At 58.0% G+C, this 15918-nt stretch carries 16 protein-coding genes; 6 read left to right on the top strand and 10 right to left on the bottom strand.

Features of this window, described 5'->3' with window-relative positions; all coding sequences use genetic code 11:
- Positions 1-9: 9 nt before the first annotated feature.
- The gene (locus AWM69_RS02960) at positions 10-462 is read right to left on the bottom strand and encodes a GNAT family N-acetyltransferase (RefSeq protein ID WP_218725724.1); all 453 of its coding nucleotides are present in this window, start codon (positions 460-462) and stop codon (positions 10-12) included.
- 4 nt (positions 463-466) lie between these two features.
- On the bottom strand, positions 467-1096 hold the full coding sequence (locus AWM69_RS02965) for an FMN-binding negative transcriptional regulator (RefSeq protein ID WP_131654189.1): 630 nt from the start codon (positions 1094-1096) through the stop codon (positions 467-469).
- Between the two features lie 89 nt (positions 1097-1185).
- Between AWM69_RS02965 and AWM69_RS02970 the strand changes: the two genes are divergently transcribed.
- Complete coding sequence (locus AWM69_RS02970) at positions 1186-2733, top strand: PLP-dependent aminotransferase family protein (RefSeq protein ID WP_218725725.1); 1548 nt, start codon at positions 1186-1188, stop codon at positions 2731-2733.
- Between the two features lie 53 nt (positions 2734-2786).
- Here AWM69_RS02970 and AWM69_RS02975 read toward each other — a convergent pair whose 3' ends face one another.
- The 6 genes from AWM69_RS02975 to aspA form a co-directional block, all read right to left on the bottom strand.
- On the bottom strand, positions 2787-3887 hold the full coding sequence (locus AWM69_RS02975; RefSeq protein ID WP_218725726.1) for a polyamine ABC transporter substrate-binding protein: 1101 nt from the start codon (positions 3885-3887) through the stop codon (positions 2787-2789).
- Positions 3888-3892: 5 nt separating this feature from the next.
- Positions 3893-4930 (bottom strand): histone deacetylase family protein, encoded by a 1038-nt coding sequence (locus AWM69_RS02980; RefSeq protein WP_131654186.1) that lies wholly within the window; start codon positions 4928-4930, stop codon positions 3893-3895.
- A 214-nt stretch (positions 4931-5144) separates the two neighbouring features.
- Complete coding sequence (locus tag AWM69_RS02985) at positions 5145-6137, bottom strand: AraC family transcriptional regulator (protein ID WP_131654185.1); 993 nt, start codon at positions 6135-6137, stop codon at positions 5145-5147.
- A 60-nt stretch (positions 6138-6197) separates the two neighbouring features.
- On the bottom strand, positions 6198-7196 hold the full coding sequence (locus tag AWM69_RS02990) for an asparaginase (RefSeq protein WP_131654184.1): 999 nt from the start codon (positions 7194-7196) through the stop codon (positions 6198-6200).
- Between the two features lie 57 nt (positions 7197-7253).
- Positions 7254-8675, bottom strand: a complete 1422-nt coding sequence (locus AWM69_RS02995) for a sodium:alanine symporter family protein (RefSeq protein ID WP_218725727.1) — start codon at positions 8673-8675, stop codon at positions 7254-7256.
- Positions 8676-9113: 438 nt separating this feature from the next.
- Positions 9114-10538, bottom strand: coding sequence for an aspartate ammonia-lyase (gene aspA, locus AWM69_RS03000; protein ID WP_131654182.1), 1425 nt, complete (start codon positions 10536-10538; stop codon positions 9114-9116).
- 179 nt (positions 10539-10717) lie between these two features.
- Between aspA and AWM69_RS03005 the strand changes: the two genes are divergently transcribed.
- The 5 genes from AWM69_RS03005 to AWM69_RS03025 all read left to right on the top strand — a co-directional run bounded on the left by AWM69_RS03005 (position 10718) and on the right by AWM69_RS03025 (position 14440).
- Positions 10718-11635, top strand: a complete 918-nt coding sequence (locus AWM69_RS03005; protein WP_048381627.1) for a LysR substrate-binding domain-containing protein — start codon at positions 10718-10720, stop codon at positions 11633-11635.
- Positions 11636-11876: 241 nt separating this feature from the next.
- The gene (gene purE, locus AWM69_RS03010) at positions 11877-12368 is read left to right on the top strand and encodes a 5-(carboxyamino)imidazole ribonucleotide mutase (RefSeq protein ID WP_003438120.1); all 492 of its coding nucleotides are present in this window, start codon (positions 11877-11879) and stop codon (positions 12366-12368) included.
- Between the two features lie 11 nt (positions 12369-12379).
- Complete coding sequence (locus AWM69_RS03015) at positions 12380-13465, top strand: 5-(carboxyamino)imidazole ribonucleotide synthase (RefSeq protein ID WP_218725728.1); 1086 nt, start codon at positions 12380-12382, stop codon at positions 13463-13465.
- A 106-nt stretch (positions 13466-13571) separates the two neighbouring features.
- Entirely contained in the window at positions 13572-13820 is a 249-nt protein-coding gene (locus AWM69_RS03020; RefSeq protein WP_048381630.1) for a GlsB/YeaQ/YmgE family stress response membrane protein, read from the top strand.
- A gap of 83 nt (positions 13821-13903) precedes the next feature.
- Positions 13904-14440: a DUF3299 domain-containing protein gene (locus AWM69_RS03025; protein ID WP_218725729.1), complete on the top strand. Its 537-nt coding sequence runs from the start codon at positions 13904-13906 to the stop codon at positions 14438-14440.
- 50 nt (positions 14441-14490) lie between these two features.
- On the opposite strand, the gene AWM69_RS03030 is transcribed toward AWM69_RS03025, so the two are convergent.
- Positions 14491-15390 carry a D-hexose-6-phosphate mutarotase gene (locus AWM69_RS03030; protein WP_218725730.1) on the bottom strand — a complete coding sequence of 300 codons (900 nt, stop codon included), beginning with the start codon at positions 15388-15390 and terminating at the stop codon, positions 14491-14493.
- Positions 15391-15447: 57 nt separating this feature from the next.
- Positions 15448-15849 (bottom strand): acyl-CoA thioesterase, encoded by a 402-nt coding sequence (locus AWM69_RS03035; protein WP_003438129.1) that lies wholly within the window; start codon positions 15847-15849, stop codon positions 15448-15450.
- Between the last annotated feature and the right edge of the window lie 69 nt (positions 15850-15918).

A 15918-nucleotide genomic window follows, 5' to 3' on the forward strand; every position in this document is an offset into this window, starting at 1 on the left:
GTTCCTTTTTTATGACAAGGCTTTGCGAAACTGAATAAACCCGGGGCGTTCGGCAATACGTTCATAAAGCCGAATCGCCGTGGCATTGGTTTCCTGGGTCAGCCAGTGGACTTTGGCACACTGCGCGGCGCGGGCGGCGGCGTAAACATGTTCGATCAACTGACGGCCGACACCTGTACCGCGCACCTCCGGGCTGGCAAACAGGTCTTGAAGGTAGCAGGAATTACCAATGCTCCAGTTAGAGCGGTGATAGATGTAGTGCACCATGCCCACGGCGGTATCACCCTTCCATGCCAGCGCCAGGTAAGTGGGCTCGGAGGGGTCGAGAAGGCGCTGCCAGGTGGAGTGGGTGACTTCGTCCGGTAACTCGGTCTTATAGAAGCGCAGGTAGGCCTGCCAGAGCGGCAACCACTGATCATGATCGAGGGCCGTTGCGGGTTTGATCTGGATGTGCGGGGACATGGTGCTATTCCTTAGCGATTAAGTGAGCGAGTGCATGGTCATGCGGGTTGTTGCTGGCCAAAAGTCCTTCGCGTACACCGGTTTGATCCTTGATGCTCCGGTTTTGGCTGAGTTTGCGTTTGCCGAGCAGGCGCGTTACGGGCAGCCTGAAACCGACAATCGCCTTGAGCATGCTGTCGATGTAGTCCGCGGGGGCGTCACTGACCGACCAGGGATCCGGGCGTCCAGCTTCGTGTTTGTTGCTCAGGCGACTGACCAGATCCAGGAGGCGCGAGGCGTCATCGAAGACTTCAGCGTGGCCATAGGCATGCACGGCAACGTAGTTCCAGGTGGGGACTGCTTTGCCGTGTTCGGCTTTATCGGGATAAAAAGACGGGCTGACATAGGCCTGTTCGCCAGCGAATACCACCAGCACTTCGGCCCCCTCGGCCAATGCCTGCCATTGCGGATTGGCACGGGAAAAATGTCCGTAAAGCGTGCCGTAGATGCCTTCGTGCGGGTTGAGCAACAAAGGTATGTGGCTGGCTGTCAGGCCTTGGCTGCCGTCGGTGACCAATACGGGCAGCGGGGTGGACTGCATCTGTTCATGCAAGGTGGGCGTGTGCATTTCTTCGAAGGCGCGGGGGATATACATAGAGGTTTTCCTTGGCGAATGTAGGCATCCTAGGCAGGCTATTGGTTTGTTGTAAGAGCCATTAATGGTCATTTTCAGAGGTCCAATTCATGCCTGATTCAGCGCTGTCGATAGCCTTCAACCCGGCCGGTATCGAACTGGACCCTAAGCAAGGGCTGAGCCGGCAGCTTTACCAAGCGTTGCGTCAGCGGGTACTGGATGGGCGTTTAAGCAGTGGCTCGCGGTTGCCTGCAAGTCGTGATCTGGCGGCAGCCTTGGGTATCTCGCGTAACAGCGTGGTACGGGCCTTTGATCAGCTGTATGCCGAGGGCTTTATCGAAGGGCGGGTAGGGGATGGCACTTACGTTGCGCAATTGCCTGAAAAATCCCTGCCGCTAAAAAAGTTGTCCACCAAGTTGTCCACAGGGTTTTCAACAGGCTTATCCCCAGGGTTATCCACAAAAACAGACAAATTACCTGTAATTACATCCAGTAAAGTTATCCACAGTACCGCCTTGAACCGGGTGGCGACGCACTCACTTGACCTGCCTCCCAGCGGTCCTCCCCGAGCATTTCGGGTGGGCGTACCAGCTTTTGACTTATTCCCTTTTGAGGTATGGAGCAAGCTGCAGGCGGCTTTTTGGCGTAAGCCGGACTTGCAGCAGCTGTGCTATGGCGACCCGGCGGGGGATGAGCGTTTACGAGGGCTCATTGCGGCCTATTTACGAACTTCCCGGGGTTTATCGTGTACAGCTGAGCAAATTTTGATCACCAGTGGTGCGCAGCAAGGAATTAGCCTTTGTGCACAGCTGCTGGTTGAGCCGGGTGAGGGGGTGGCTGTGGAAAACCCGGGCTACCGTGCTGCCGCTTATGCCTTTGCGATTGCCGGGGCTCAAGTCCAGGGTGTGGCGGTAGATCAGGACGGTATGAAGTGTTCTGCGCTGGGGCATTTGAGCAACTGTCGGCTGGCCTATGTCACACCGTCCCATCAATACCCGACCGGTGTCACCATGAGCCTGGCCCGGCGACTGGAGCTGCTGGCCTGGGCAGAGCGCACCCAAGGCTGGATCGTCGAAGACGACTACGATGGCGAGTATCGCTATAGCGGTGCACCGCTGGCACCTTTGGCAGCGCTGGATCGGCAAGGGCGGGTGATTTATGTCGGTACCTTTGGCAAGGTCGCCTTCCCGGCATTACGGTTGGGGTATTTGGTATTGCCCGCGGACTTGATCGAGCCATTTGCCCGTCGACGCTCGCTGGATATGCGTCATTCCGAGGTCGGTACCCAGGCGGTGATGGCTGAGTTCATGGCAACGGGACATTTTCAGCGTCATATCCGGCGTATGCGTCGGGCCGCATTGAGCCGGCGTAACGCGTTAATGGCCGATTGGCCATCCGGGCTGGCGGGCGTGGGGGCTTTGCCGAGCATTGTGGCGGGGCTACATGTTGCCGTACCGGTAGCAAGCCTTGAGCGTGAGCAGCAACTGCTGACCCAGGCCGGGGCCGTCGGTGTAGAAATCAACGGGCTAAGTCGTTATTGGCAAGAAGACTCAGCTGAGCCTGTGGATAACCGAGCCGGGTTAGTACTGGGCTTTGCTGCCGTGCCGGAAGGGGACATCAAGGCGGCATTGAAACGATTGAGCGCAGCCTGGGCATGACGTCATCCTTGTAGACGCGAGACAAACCCGCGTCTACAAGGCGGTGCACTGCGTTAAGTTCCGGATTTTATCTTGGTCCATATCCGTGTCCGGACACGCTCGGCTTCGCGTGGCAGCGGAGTGAGGGTGTAGAGCGAGCTCATGGCCGTTTCGGTGGGGTACAAATTAGGGTTGTTGCGAATGGTTGGGGCCACCAGATCAGTAGCGTCTTTGTTCGGATTGGGATAGCCGACAAAATCACTGATCGGCGCAATCACTTTGGGCTCAAGCAAGTAGTTGATGAAGGTGTGGGCGTCTTCCGGATTTTTGGCCCCTTTAGGGATCGCCAGCATGTCGAACCAGATCGGCGCACCTTCTTTAGGCAAGCGCATGTCGACGGTCACACCATTGTTGGCGTCTTTGGCCCGGTTGGCTGCTTGCGAGAAGCTCCCCGAATAACCTACCGCTACGCAGATATCGCCATTGGCGATGTCGGCCATGTACTTGGAGGAGTGGAAGTAGGTGATGTACGGACGAATTTTCATCAGCAAGGCTTCCGCTTTGGCGTAGTCCTTGGGATCGCTGCTATTGGGCGGTAAGCCCAGGTATTGCAGCGCCAGCGGCACTATTTCGGAAGGTGAATCCAGCAACGCGACACCGCATTGCTTGAGCTTGCTGATGTTTTCTTCTTTGAAAATAAGGTCCCAACTGTCGACCGGTGCGTTTTCGCCCAGCGCAGCTTTGACCTTGTCCGGGTTGAAGCCGATCAGAATGGTGCCGTACATATACGGCACGGCGAATTGGTTGCCGGGATCATTGGCCTCGATCAGTTTCATCAGCTTGGGATCCAGGTGGTTCCAGTTGGGCAGTTTACTGCGGTCCAGTGGTTGAAAAACCCCGGCTTCGATTTGCTTGGCCAGAAACACATTGGACGGGACCACCACGTCGTACCCCGAGTTACCGGTCAGCAGCTTGGCTTCCAGTGCTTCGTTGGTGTCGAAGATGTCGTAGATCAGCTTTATCCGGGTGTCTTTTTTAAAGTCGACCAAGGTTTGCGGCGTGATGTAATCGAACCAATTGTAGACCCGCAGGATGCGCTCTTCGGCCTGTACGAGGCTGCTCAGCAAAGCGCTGGCGCATAGGGCGGGAGTCAAGAAACGCGTGAGAGTGCTCATTGTTTTCATTCCTCGGTAGCGCGCTGGAAACCTTCAAGTACGTTGACGGCATTGATGCCGATTTCCTCTACGGCGTATCCCCCCTCCATCACGAACAGAGTGGGTTTTCCCAACTCCGCGATGCGTTCACCCATGCGCAGGTAGTCCGGGCTATCAAGCTTGAACTGAGAAATCGGGTCGTCCTTGAACGTATCGACCCCCAACGAAATGACCAAAACATCAGCGTCGTAGCGTTCGACCTCGGCGCAGGCCTGCTCCAGTGCGGCGCTCCAGCGATCCCAGGCGGAGCCGGCGGCCAGCGGATAATTGAAGTTGAAACCTTCACCGGGGCCTTCACCACGCTCATCGTCGTAGCCCAGAAAAAACGGAAACTCAGCTTCAGGATGGCCGTGAATCGAGGTGAACAGCACGTCATTGCGCTCATAGAAAATCGACTGCGTGCCATTGCCATGGTGATAGTCGACATCAAGGATCGCGACCTTTTGATGGCCTTGATCGAGGAAGGCCTGAGCCGCAATGGCGGCGTTGTTCAGGTAGCAATAGCCGCCCATCAAGTCGCTTGCGGCGTGATGGCCGGGTGGCCGGCACAAGGCGAATGCACTGCGTGCGCCGCGCTGGATTTCTGCCTGAGCGGTCAGGGCCACCTGCGCTGCGCTGTAGGCCGCCTGCCATGTGCCTGCGGTAATCGGTGCACCGCCGTCAAAGCTGTAATACCCCAATTGGCCGTGCAGGCTGGTGGGTAATACCGAGCGCAAGGTGCGGGCGGGCCACGTGTAGGGCAGTAAATCGCCGTCTCGGCCCTGTTCGCTCCAGCGCGCCCACGCGCCCTGGAAAAAATCCAGGTAGGCGGCGCTGTGGATACGCTCCAGGGGGGCGCGGCCAAAGTCTTGCGGAGCAAGTACAGGTCCCAGCGCTCGGGCTTGTACGCGTTGCAGAATATGGTCGGCGCGAGAGGGCATTTCAAAGCACGGCATCAATTGACCGTCCATCAACTCGCAACGGCCGTGATGCAGATGATGATCATCTGAGTAGATTGTCAGCATTTTCTTATTCTCCACAGGCTTAACTGGTGGGTAACAGTCTTGCGGGGTTGGATCTTTCAGAGAACGGCCAGAGCGGCCAAAAGGGGATAAATATGGCCAAAATGATTGACCGAAATTCGCCTTTTTCAAGCGCACGCGTGCCCCTTTTTTGAGCAACAAAGAATACGGGGGCGTTCGGTCATGGCCAGCTGAAACGGCCGATGGGCAAGATTTTTCAGGCGCGAAACTGACTGGGTGATACGCCGCTCCAGCGGATAAACGCGTGTCGAAAACTGGCCGTCTCGCTGAAACCCAGCGTGTCGGCGATCCGGTAAATCGGCCATTCGGTTTCGTTTAGCAGGAGCTTGGCGCGCTCAAAGCGCAGGTCATCGAGCAAGGCCTGGTAGCTGCAGCCCACGGCATGCAGATGCCGGCGCAGGGTGCGAGGTGAGCAGTTCATTTGTTCGGCCAGCCCCTCAACGCCCGGTGCGGCGTGAAGTTGGTCGGCCAGTAGCTGGCGGATTCGGTCTAGCCAGGTCTGGCGACCGGTAAACTCCCTGTTTTGTCTTCGACAACGCTCAGCCATCGCTTGGTGAGTGACGGCATCTGCCAATGGCAAAGGGTGTTCCAGCCAGTGTCTGGCAAAGGCAAATGCATTGTCCGAAGCATCGAAACGGTGCGGGCAGTCGAGGCTCTTGCCGTATTGAGCCCGGTAGTCCGGGGCGCTATGGGCGAACCGCGCAGCCAGCAAGGGCAAAGGCTGACCGAGCAGGTCATTGCAAATAGTCTTCAGTGAAACCAGGCACAGTTCGGTGTTGAAAACAGCCAGTTGCGGGTTCTCTCGGTAGCCATTGGCGCAAAACCAGACAATGTCGTCCTGAACCTCAAGGCTTAAATCGAACAACGTTCCCAGTAGCGCCGGGTAGCACAGGGCCAAGCGTAAAGCGTCACCTAAGGTGGCACTGGTAAGCAGGGCATAACCGAGCATGCCGTATGAAGACACGTGCATGCGTAGCCCCAACTCCAGCCCGATCTCACGCCGTAACGCGACAGCGTTGGCACACACGCGCATCTCTTGGTCGGTAGTGATTCGGCTGTCTGCGCGGCTCAAGTCCGCAGCCCGTATGCCACTACCGGCTAACAGCGCCTCGTTGGGCATGCCTTCGGCCTTGAAGGTGCTGAGCACCAGCGATACTGCATTGAGCGTTGTGAGGTGGGAATGGGGCATGCTCGCTTCCTGCCTAAAGGTGCTGGGAGCGAGCAAGTTATGTGCCGGGAGGGGATGTACTTAAGCCAGCTCTGAACACACGTCCAGTTCGATCAGGCGTCGCACTTCAGCCAAGGGCAAGTCTGCACCCAGCAGGGCGTGCAACTTGCCGAAGACAGCTTCGCGGGTCATGCCGCCGCCCGAGAGCACGCCTGCTCCACGTAAACGACTGCCCGCTTCGTACACGTCCAGCTCCACGCCGCCTTCATGGCATTGGGTAATGGCGACAACTACGATGCCGTCTTTCTGAGCCTGTTGCAGGCTGGCCAGGAATGCCGGGTTGTCGCTTGGGCCGGTGCCGCTGCCGAAGCATTCCAGCACCAGCGCCTGAATGCCACTGCTCAGCATGGCATCCAGTTGTGCGGCGTTGATTCCCGGCACCAGCGGTAATACGCCCACGCAGGCTTCGCGTCGGGGCTGGTTGTAGTTCAGTGCGACAGGGAGCGTCTCGGCCTTGGCAGCACCGCCATTGCGATTGAGCGCCATGAACGGGTTACGTCCGAAGCTGCGCACTTTGGCACAGCGGGTAGGCGCCAGCAGCGCGCCGTGAAAGTACAGCTGCACACCGTGGGGCTGACCTTGTGCGAGGGCCGTCAATGCACCGCGGATATTTTCCCAGGCATCGCTGTCAGGCACACCGGCTGGCAGCATGGACCCGGTGAACAGCACCGGCGCCGGTAGCCCTAGCAGTTGAAAGCACATAGCCGCCGCACTGTAGGCCAAAGTGTCAGTGCCATGCAGGACCAATACCGAGTCGCAGCCGTCCTGTTCGATAGCTTCGACAATCGCGGCACGCAGACGCAGCCAATAAGCAGGCGTCATGTTAGCGCTGTCGATCAGCGGGCTCATTTCGCGAAAGCGCCATTGCGGCACCTGCAGTTGGGGTTGGCTGGCGAGGAATTCACCCATGCGCGCTTCGAAGCCGGACGCGGGTGCCAGGCCGTTGGCGCTGGCTTGCATGCCGATGGTGCCGCCGGTGTAGAGCACCATGACGCGTTGGGCGATGTGATGAGTGGTCATTTATGAGTCCCCATAAGCAAAAACGCAGCGGTTCTGGTCAGAACCGCTGCGTGAGTGTCAGCGTTTGGTCTCTGTGGCCTTGGCGGCCGATCTTGGCGGCCAGGCTTTCAGATCCAGATCCAGATCCGGAAATTTACTGGAATCGAACACAGGTGTCTTGATCCCCGCACAGCGCTGGTCGTCGTAGTCCTTGAGTACACGCATGCAGATTTTGAACAGCATCGCCAAGGCAACCAGGTTGACGAAGGCCAGCATGGTCATGGCGATGTCGGCGAACGCGAAGACGGTTTGCAGGTTTTCGATAGACCCCCAAAAAATCAACACAAGCACCAGCACGCGATAACCAATCAGCGCCTTGCGGCTTTCACCGACCAGAAAGCGCAGGTTGTTTTCACCCAGGTAGTAGTTGTAGAGCATTGAGGTGAACACAAACAGTGCCAGGGCCACGCTGATAAATACACGGCCCCATTCGCCCACAACAGCTGCCAAGGAGTTTTGGGTCAGGGCAATGCCATCGCCTTCAAAGCCCGGTGTGTAGAAACCAGACAGTAGAATCAGCAACGCGGTGCAGGTGCAGATTACGAAGGTGTCGAGGAATACGCTGAATGCCTGAACCACGCCTTGAGCAATCGGGTGATCAACATCGGCCACGGCAGCGACGTTCGGGGCACTGCCCAGACCGGCTTCGTTGGCGAATACGCCGCGTTTGACGCCCATGACAATGGCACTGCCGATCAGGCCGCCAAACACCGGATCAAGGCCGAAGGCGCTCTTGACGATATGGCCCAGCATGGCTGGCACGTGATCGAACTGCAGCACAATCACGTACAGGGTGACTGCGATATAGGCCAGGGTCTTGACCGGAACCAGAAGGTCAGCCACCGAAGCGATACGTTTGATGCCACCGATAAACACCAGACCCAGCAGCACGGCGATGGCCAGGCCCGAGTAGTTGGTTTCAAAGCCGAAGGCATCTTGCAGCGAGTGGGTCACGGCATGGGCTTGCAGGCCCATAAAGGCAAAACCGAAGGTGATCAGCAGCAAGACGGCCATCAGCTGGCCCATCCACTTTTTGCCCAGGCCGTATTTCATATAGAAGGACGGGCCGCCACGCAGCTGACCTTCAGCGTCACGACGCTTGTACAACTGGCCGAGAGAACATTCGATCAGGCTGCTGGACATCCCGACCAGGGCTGTCACCCACATCCAGAATACTGCGCCGGGCCCGCCGAGGGTTACGGCGATGCCGACACCGGCAATGTTGCCTGCACCCACACGGCCTGCCAGGCTCAGCATCAATGCCTGAAACGAACTCAGTTCACCGGCGCTGCTGCGCAAGCTGTCTTTGAATACCGAAAACATGTGCAGGAAGTAACGAAACTGAACGAAACGCGAGCGAATCGTGAAGTAGCCCCCGAGCCCAACCATGAGCACGATGAGCACTTTCCCTGAGAGGAAGTCATTGATGACTTCAAGCATGATTATTCCTCGCTGTTTTTATCTGATGGCAAAACGGCCGGATCGAAATATCGCGTTACATCCCAGGCGAGGGGCGTAAAAGTAGGCGATGGACCCTGGCCATGTTGCTGCTTGGTTTACGATGCTGTTTTCGCGTTGCCAGTGGCTGCTATTGCAGGCCTACACACGCAAGAGGGGCGGCACTATACCTATACGTGTAGGAAGCGTCTCCATAAGCGATTGATTTTTCATGTATCACCCGCCTCTAAACGTGGCAGCAAGCGGTGCTGGCGTTCTGTTTACGGGAGGTCTTTCGGTCGTTGTTGCTGTGTTCGCCCGCGACTGACTAGAGAAAGAAACTCTCAAATTACGGGCAAAAAAAGGGCTCGCAGATGTATCTGCGAGCCCTCAAAAGGTGAGAGGTGTCTAGTCTCTCGACCTGGTGAGCGTGTTACAGCGTTAGGCCTTCAAAGGCACCAGACGCGGGGCAATCATGTTTTCCGGGCGCAGGATGTCGTCGAGCATGGCATCGTCGAGCAAGCCTTCTTCGCGCACCAGTTCCAGCACGCCACGACCGCTTTCGAGGGCGATTCGGGCAATGCGGGTGGCGTTTTCGTAGCCGATGTACGGGTTCAGTGCAGTGACCAGGCCGATCGAGTGCTCGACCAGTTCGCGGCAGCGTGCTTCGTTGGCAGTGATGCCGACGATGCAATGTTCGCGGAGCATGTCCATGGCGCGTTGCAGCAGGCGGATCGAGTCGAAGATCTTGAAGGCGATCAACGGTTCCATCACGTTCAGTTGCAGCTGGCCGCCTTCGGCTGCGATGGTCAGTGCCAGGTCGTTACCGATGATCTGGAAGGCCACTTGGTTAACGGCTTCCGGGATAACCGGGTTGACTTTGCCAGGCATGATCGAGCTGCCAGGCTGACGCGCAGGCAGATTGATCTCGTTGATGCCGGTGCGTGGGCCGCTGGACAGCAGGCGCAGGTCGTTGCAGATTTTCGACAGCTTGACCGCGGTACGCTTGAGCATGCCGGAGAACAGTACGAAGGCGCCCATGTCCGAGGTGGCTTCAATCAGGTCGGCTGCCGGAACCAGCGGATGGCCGCTGATGGTCGCCAGACGTTGAACGGCCAGGTGCTGGTAACGCGGGTCGGCGTTGATGCCGGTACCGATGGCGGTACCGCCCAGGTTCACTTCGGTCAGCAGTTCAGGTGCCAGTGTTTTCAGGCGCGCCAGGTCTTCACCCAGGGTCGTGGCGAAAGCACGGAACTCTTGGCCCAAGGTCATTGGCACGGCGTCTTGCAGCTGGGTACGGCCCATCTTCAGGACGTGGCTGAACTCTTCACCTTTAACGGCGAATGCCTGGATCAGGCTATCGAGGCTGGCAAGCATGGCGTCGTGACCCAGCAGCAGACCCAGGCGGATCGCGGTCGGGTAGGCGTCGTTGGTCGACTGCGCCATGTTGACGTCGTTGTTCGGGTGCAGGTACTGATATTCGCCTTTCTGGTGGCCCATGGCCTCCAGCGCGATGTTGGCGATAACTTCGTTGGCATTCATGTTGGTTGAAGTGCCAGCGCCGCCTTGAATCATGTCGACCACGAACTCATCGTGGAAATCGCCGCGGATCAGACGGGCACACGCTTCGCTGATGGCAGCGTGCTTGGCATCGCTCAGATGGCCCAGCTCGCGGTTGGCGTCAGCAGCGGCCTGTTTGACCATTGCCAGGCCTACGACCAGTTTTGGGTAGTGCGAAATCGGGACGCCGGAGAGACGGAAGTTATGCACCGCTCGCAGGGTCTGGATGCCGTAATACGCTTGAGCGGGTACTTCGAGTACGCCAAGCAGGTCTTTTTCGGTACGGAAAGATGCAGCGGAGGACATGATAGAAATCATCTCGATAAGGACCCGGTCTGAGCCGGAACGCTGTGAATCCTAGGCCTGCGCCCAATTTAGGGCCAATGCCTTTAAACACTATCCTATGCATAAACGGCATAATGACGACGTGACGCGGAGAGCGCGTCGAGCGTGTGACCCAAATTGGTGCGCGTCCGGGAGGACTCATGAACCTAGAAAGTAAATGGCTGGAGGACTTCAGTGCCCTGGCCGCCACTCGCAGTTTTTCCCAGGCGGCAGAGCGTCGTTTTGTCACTCAGCCGGCCTTCAGTCGACGCATTCGAAGCCTCGAAGCGGCACTTGGACTGACCTTGGTGAATCGTTCCCGCACCCCGGTGGAGTTGACTGCAGCCGGGCAGCTTTTTTTAGTGACGGCACGGACGGTGGTCGAGCAGCTGGGTGAAGTCTTGCGCCATCTGCATCACCTCGAAGGCGGGCAAGGAGAGGTCATGCAAGTGGCTGCTGCGCACTCTCTGGCACTGGGTTTTTTCCCGCGCTGGATCGCTCAATTGCGTAATGAAGGGTTGAACATTGCCACACGGCTGGTTGCGACTAACGTCGGAGACGCTGTGCATGCGTTGCGGGAAGGTGGCTGCGATTTGATGCTGGCATTTTATGACCCTGACGCGGCGTTGCAGATGGATCCGGAAATTTTCCCGTCATTGCACCTGGGTAATACCGAAATGCTTCCGGTCTGTGCTGCCGATGCTGACGGCAAGCCATTGTTCGACCTGGAGGGTGAAGCCAGTGTGCCGCTGCTCGCCTACAGTGCGGGTGCGTTTTTGGGGCGCTCGGTCAATTTGTTGCTGCGCCAGCGCAGTCTGCGCTTCACCACTATTTATGAAACGGCGATGGCCGACAGCCTTAAAAGCATGGCGCTTGAAGGGCTGGGCATTGCCTGGGTGCCGCACCTGAGTGTGCGGGCCGAGTTGGCGCGGGGTGAACTGGTGGTGTGCGGCGGCCCGCAGTGGCACGTGCCGCTGGAGATTCGCCTGTATCGCTGCGCCCTGGTGCGCAAGGCGAACGTGCGGTTGTTGTGGCGTAAACTGGAAAACCCTTCAACCCCAGCTCCGGCGCTTGCATAGCCAGCCTTTGCGGAGGTTGTTGGCCTGACCTGAAAGTCAGTAAAACCGGGCTCCGGGCCAGTTTTTACAGTGAAAGGCAGATGGTCGGGGGAATATGCGTTTTGTTTGCCTTTTTGGGTATACTGCCCGGCCTTCGGCTGGCTTGACCGGCCTTAATTCCTATAACAAGCCACGTCGGATTCTCCACGTGGCTTGTTGTTTTTTGACGCGCCTGCGGGCGCCCAAGAGAAGAGGCGCGACGATGAGTGCACTGGTAGGCGTGATCATGGGCTCCAAGTCCGATTGGTCCACCCTCAGCCACACCGCCGATATGCTGGAAAAACTCGGCATTCCTTACGAAGTTAAAGTGGTCTCAGCCCACCGTACTCCGGATCTGCTGTTCCAGTATGCCGAAGAGGCCGAAGGCCGCGGGATTGAGGTCATCATCGCCGGTGCCGGTGGCGCAGCCCACCTGCCAGGCATGTGTGCAGCCAAAACCCATTTGCCGGTACTCGGTGTCCCCGTACAGTCGGCCATGTTGTCGGGCGTTGATTCGTTGCTGTCGATCGTGCAAATGCCTGCTGGCATTCCGGTGGCGACCCTGGCCATTGGCAAAGCGGGTGCTATCAACGCTGCACTGCTGTCGGCGAGCATCCTGGGTGCCAAGCACCCACAGTTCCATACCGTATTGAAAGCATTCCGTGCTGAGCAGACAGACAGCGTGCTGGACAATCCAGACCCGCGCGAAGCCTGAGGTTTTTGACGATGAAAATCGGTGTAATCGGTGGCGGCCAGCTGGGTCGCATGCTGGCCCTGGCGGGTACTCCGCTGGGAATGAACTTCGCTTTCCTGGACCCGGCTCCGGACGCCTGTGCCGCCGCATTGGGCGAGCACATTCGTGCCGATTACGGCGACCAGGATCACTTGCGCCAACTGGCCGACGAAGTTGATCTGGTCACGTTCGAGTTCGAAAGCGTCCCGGCCGAGACGGTCGCCTTCCTGTCGCAATTCGTCCCGGTTTATCCGAGTGCCGAAGCCCTGCGTATTGCTCGCGATCGCTGGTTCGAAAAAAGCATGTTCAAAGACCTCGGGATCCCGACGCCGGCGTTTGCCGACATCCAGTCCCAGGCTGACCTTGATGCTGGCGTCGCCACTATTGGTCTGCCGGCCGTGCTCAAGACCCGTACCCTGGGTTATGACGGCAAGGGTCAGAAAGTGTTGCGCACGCCTGCTGATGTCGTGGGCACATTCGCCGAGCTGGGCAGTGTCCCGTGCTTGCTCGAAGGTTTTGTTCCATTCACTGGCGAGGTATCGCTGATTGCGGTGCGCGGTCGTGACGGCGAAACACGGTTCTACCCGTTGGTCCACAACACCCATGACAGCGGCATCCTCAAGTTGTCGGTAGCCAGCACCGACCACCCGCTGCAGGCCTTGGCTGAAGAATACTCTAGCCGTGTGCTCAAGCAGCTCGATTATGTGGGTGTGATGGCGTTCGAGTTCTTCGAAGTCGACGGCGGCCTCAAGGCCAACGAAATCGCTCCGCGTGTGCACAACTCTGGGCACTGGACCACTGAAGGGTCCGAGTGCAGCCAGTTCGAAAACCATCTGCGAGCCATTGCCGGCCTGCCGCTGGGGTCGACGGCCAAGGTCGGTGAAAGTGCCATGCTTAACTTTATCGGCAGCGTACCGCCGGTTGAGAAGGTCGTTGCGATTGCAGACTGCCATTTGCACCACTACGGCAAGGCCTTCAAGGTCGGTCGCAAGGTTGGGCACGCTAACCTGCGTTGTGCCGACATGGCGACGTTGCAAGCGCAAATCCTGCGCGTTGAAGCGTTGATCAACGAAGCCTGAATCGGTAATCGGCGGGAACCATTCGGTTATCGCCGCTCTCTGATGGCGTGATGCCAAAGTGCTGACTAGGCTTTGGCTTTACGTCATCAATACAGAGGAAGCGCCCATGGGCATCATTGGAACCATTTTTATCGGCTTGATCGTTGGCCTCCTGGCTCGTTTCTTGAAACCGGGTGACGACAAGATGGGATGGATCATGACCATCCTGTTGGGTATCGGTGGCTCGCTGGCGGCTACCTATGGTGGTCAGGCAGTGGGTATCTACAAGGCAGGCGAGGGTGCCGGCTTTATCGGTGCAGTCGTCGGCGCGGTCATCTTGCTGGTGATCTATGGCCTGGTGTCGAAAAAGAGCTGATTGAGCGCTGGGTCCTCTCTGCGCCCGTCGTAGAGAGGGCTAGAATGCGCAGCGTCATAAGCCCTATTTCTATTGAGCCTGTCATGCGCCGTCTTGTAGTGACTTTTCTATTGCTGGGCTGCAGCCTGGTGCACGCGGCAGAACTGCCGGAAACCGACTGGCTGGACCTCATGCCCAAGTCGGATCAGATTGCCCTCGAACAAATGCCTGAAATCGACCATGACTCGCCCGAGACCAATGGAACGTTTACAGACAAGGGTGGCTTGAAACAAAGCAAAGGCCTGCCGGCCGTGATGTATTCCAACAAAACCGTCGCAGCCATGAATGGCAAGCAGATCCGCTTGGGCGGTTATCCCGTACCGTTGGAAACCGATACCAAGGGGCGCAGCACTCTGTTCTTTTTGGTGCCATACCCGGGCGCCTGCATTCACGTACCCCCACCACCGCCTAACCAACTGGTGCTGGTGCGCTATCCCGATGGCCTGAAGCTGGATGATATCTACACACCGCTGTGGGTGACGGGGGCGCTGAAGGTCGAAAGCGTGAGCAATGATCTGGCGGATGCTGCCTATGCATTGGACGCGAGTAAGGTGCGGGTCGTGGAAGAGGCAGACTTGTAGCCACTGCACACAGTTTGCAGGCGCAAACGGCCTGCAGACGGTGTGGCGGGTTAACCGTGCAGGCGCTGGCTGCCGATACTCACACCCAGGGTGTGGCTGGCGCCAGGTTCAAGCGTGATGATGTCATTCATCACGTTCGCGGTTTCGATGCACAGCATGCGTTGCCAGCCGTCGTCCGCCATGTCGTCGAACTGCCTGGCGCGTTCGATCCACGGATTCCAGATGACGGCACTGTGTGAGCCGCGGCTGCTCAGCTCAATGCTGCGGGCCCAATCAGGATCAACGATGCTCAGTTGCTGCGGGGTATCGAGGTAGATGCGGTCGGTTTCACCGCTAAAGGTCAAATCACCGATTTGCTTGACGTGTTTCCAGTCATCCAGCGTTTCGATGTATGTCAGGCCATCCACACCTTTCACTTGAACCTTTCGCACATCGCTCACGGCGAAATAGTTGTGCAGTGCCTGGCTGATACTGACCGGAATATCGCTGCGGTTATGGCTGGTGAGGCTGATATGAAGCTGTGTATCAAGGCGGATACTCAAGGTCAGCGCTACATCGTGGGGCCAGCCGGGGAGGCCGCCTTCGAGGTGGGGCAGGCCAAGCTCGATATGCAGCGCTTCACCTGCATCATCGATCTCAAGGATTTCCCACTCAAGGGTGCGTACCAGACCATGGGCGGTGGCAGGTTCATCGCTGTGACGCATGGCCTGCACGCTTGGCGGATTCATGGCCAGGTTGCCAAACCACGGCCAGCACACCGGTACGCCGGTGCGAATGCCTTTGCCTGCCTTGTACTGTGCTTTTTCATTGAGCCAGATAACCGGCGGCTCATCGCCAACCTGGTAACTGAGTACCTGCGCGCCTTGTTTGGCGATCAACAGTTGCGCCTGACCATGCTGGAAGTGCCAGCACTCCAGTTCGTCCAGGGTGACCGACTCAATGTGGTGCATGGCAGGCTCTCTATTTCAATGACTGGGCAGCATTAGGCAGATGATGTGCCGTGGGGTTTAACGGCGGGGCGGAACGGAGCGCGTGCGGCCGCTGCCATCAATGGCGACGAACACGAACACGGCCTCTGTCACTTTGCGCCACTCGCTGGACAGCGGGTCGTCACTCCAGACCTCAACCATCATCTGGATTGAGCTGCGGCCGATTTCCAGTGCCTGGGTGTAAAACGACAACTGAGCGCCGACGGCCACAGGAACCAGAAACGCCATACGATCAATAGCGACAGTGGCGACACGTCCGCCCGCCACCTTGCTGGCCATTGCGGTGCCGGCGAGGTCCATCTGTGACACCAGCCAGCCACCGAAAATATCGCCGAAGCCATTGGTTTCGCGCGGGAGGGCGGTGATTTGCAAGGCGAGGTCGCCTTGCGGGATTGGATCTTCTTGTTCGAGCTCTAGCATGCCGAAGGGCCTCTGACCCGTGATTCATCATGTGTACTGCGGGTGAATAAGCGTCTATAGAAAAACGAT

The sequence above is a fragment of the Pseudomonas sp. D1HM genome (genome assembly GCF_019266105.1).
In the GTDB taxonomy this organism is placed as follows: Bacteria; Pseudomonadota; Gammaproteobacteria; order Pseudomonadales; family Pseudomonadaceae; genus Aquipseudomonas; species Aquipseudomonas taetrolens.

Bases quoted from the DNA above. Each gene is read 5' to 3' on its own strand.
- AWM69_RS02960 (WP_218725724.1), bottom strand. From the start codon at position 462: ATGTCCCCGCACATCCAGATCAAACCCGCAACGGCCCTCGATCATGAT.
- AWM69_RS02965 (WP_131654189.1), bottom strand. From the start codon at position 1,096: ATGTATATCCCCCGCGCCTTCGAAGAAATGCACACGCCCACCTTGCAT.
- AWM69_RS02970 (WP_218725725.1), top strand. From the start codon at position 1,186: ATGCCTGATTCAGCGCTGTCGATAGCCTTCAACCCGGCCGGTATCGAA.
- AWM69_RS02975 (WP_218725726.1), bottom strand. From the start codon at position 3,887: ATGAGCACTCTCACGCGTTTCTTGACTCCCGCCCTATGCGCCAGCGCT.
- AWM69_RS02980 (WP_131654186.1), bottom strand. From the start codon at position 4,930: ATGCTGACAATCTACTCAGATGATCATCATCTGCATCACGGCCGTTGC.
- AWM69_RS02985 (WP_131654185.1), bottom strand. From the start codon at position 6,137: ATGCCCCATTCCCACCTCACAACGCTCAATGCAGTATCGCTGGTGCTC.
- AWM69_RS02990 (WP_131654184.1), bottom strand. From the start codon at position 7,196: ATGACCACTCATCACATCGCCCAACGCGTCATGGTGCTCTACACCGGC.
- AWM69_RS02995 (WP_218725727.1), bottom strand. From the start codon at position 8,675: ATGCTTGAAGTCATCAATGACTTCCTCTCAGGGAAAGTGCTCATCGTG.
- aspA (WP_131654182.1), bottom strand. From the start codon at position 10,538: ATGTCCTCCGCTGCATCTTTCCGTACCGAAAAAGACCTGCTTGGCGTA.
- AWM69_RS03005 (WP_048381627.1), top strand. From the start codon at position 10,718: ATGAACCTAGAAAGTAAATGGCTGGAGGACTTCAGTGCCCTGGCCGCC.
- purE (WP_003438120.1), top strand. From the start codon at position 11,877: ATGAGTGCACTGGTAGGCGTGATCATGGGCTCCAAGTCCGATTGGTCC.
- AWM69_RS03015 (WP_218725728.1), top strand. From the start codon at position 12,380: ATGAAAATCGGTGTAATCGGTGGCGGCCAGCTGGGTCGCATGCTGGCC.
- AWM69_RS03020 (WP_048381630.1), top strand. From the start codon at position 13,572: ATGGGCATCATTGGAACCATTTTTATCGGCTTGATCGTTGGCCTCCTG.
- AWM69_RS03025 (WP_218725729.1), top strand. From the start codon at position 13,904: ATGCGCCGTCTTGTAGTGACTTTTCTATTGCTGGGCTGCAGCCTGGTG.
- AWM69_RS03030 (WP_218725730.1), bottom strand. From the start codon at position 15,390: ATGCACCACATTGAGTCGGTCACCCTGGACGAACTGGAGTGCTGGCAC.
- AWM69_RS03035 (WP_003438129.1), bottom strand. From the start codon at position 15,849: ATGCTAGAGCTCGAACAAGAAGATCCAATCCCGCAAGGCGACCTCGCC.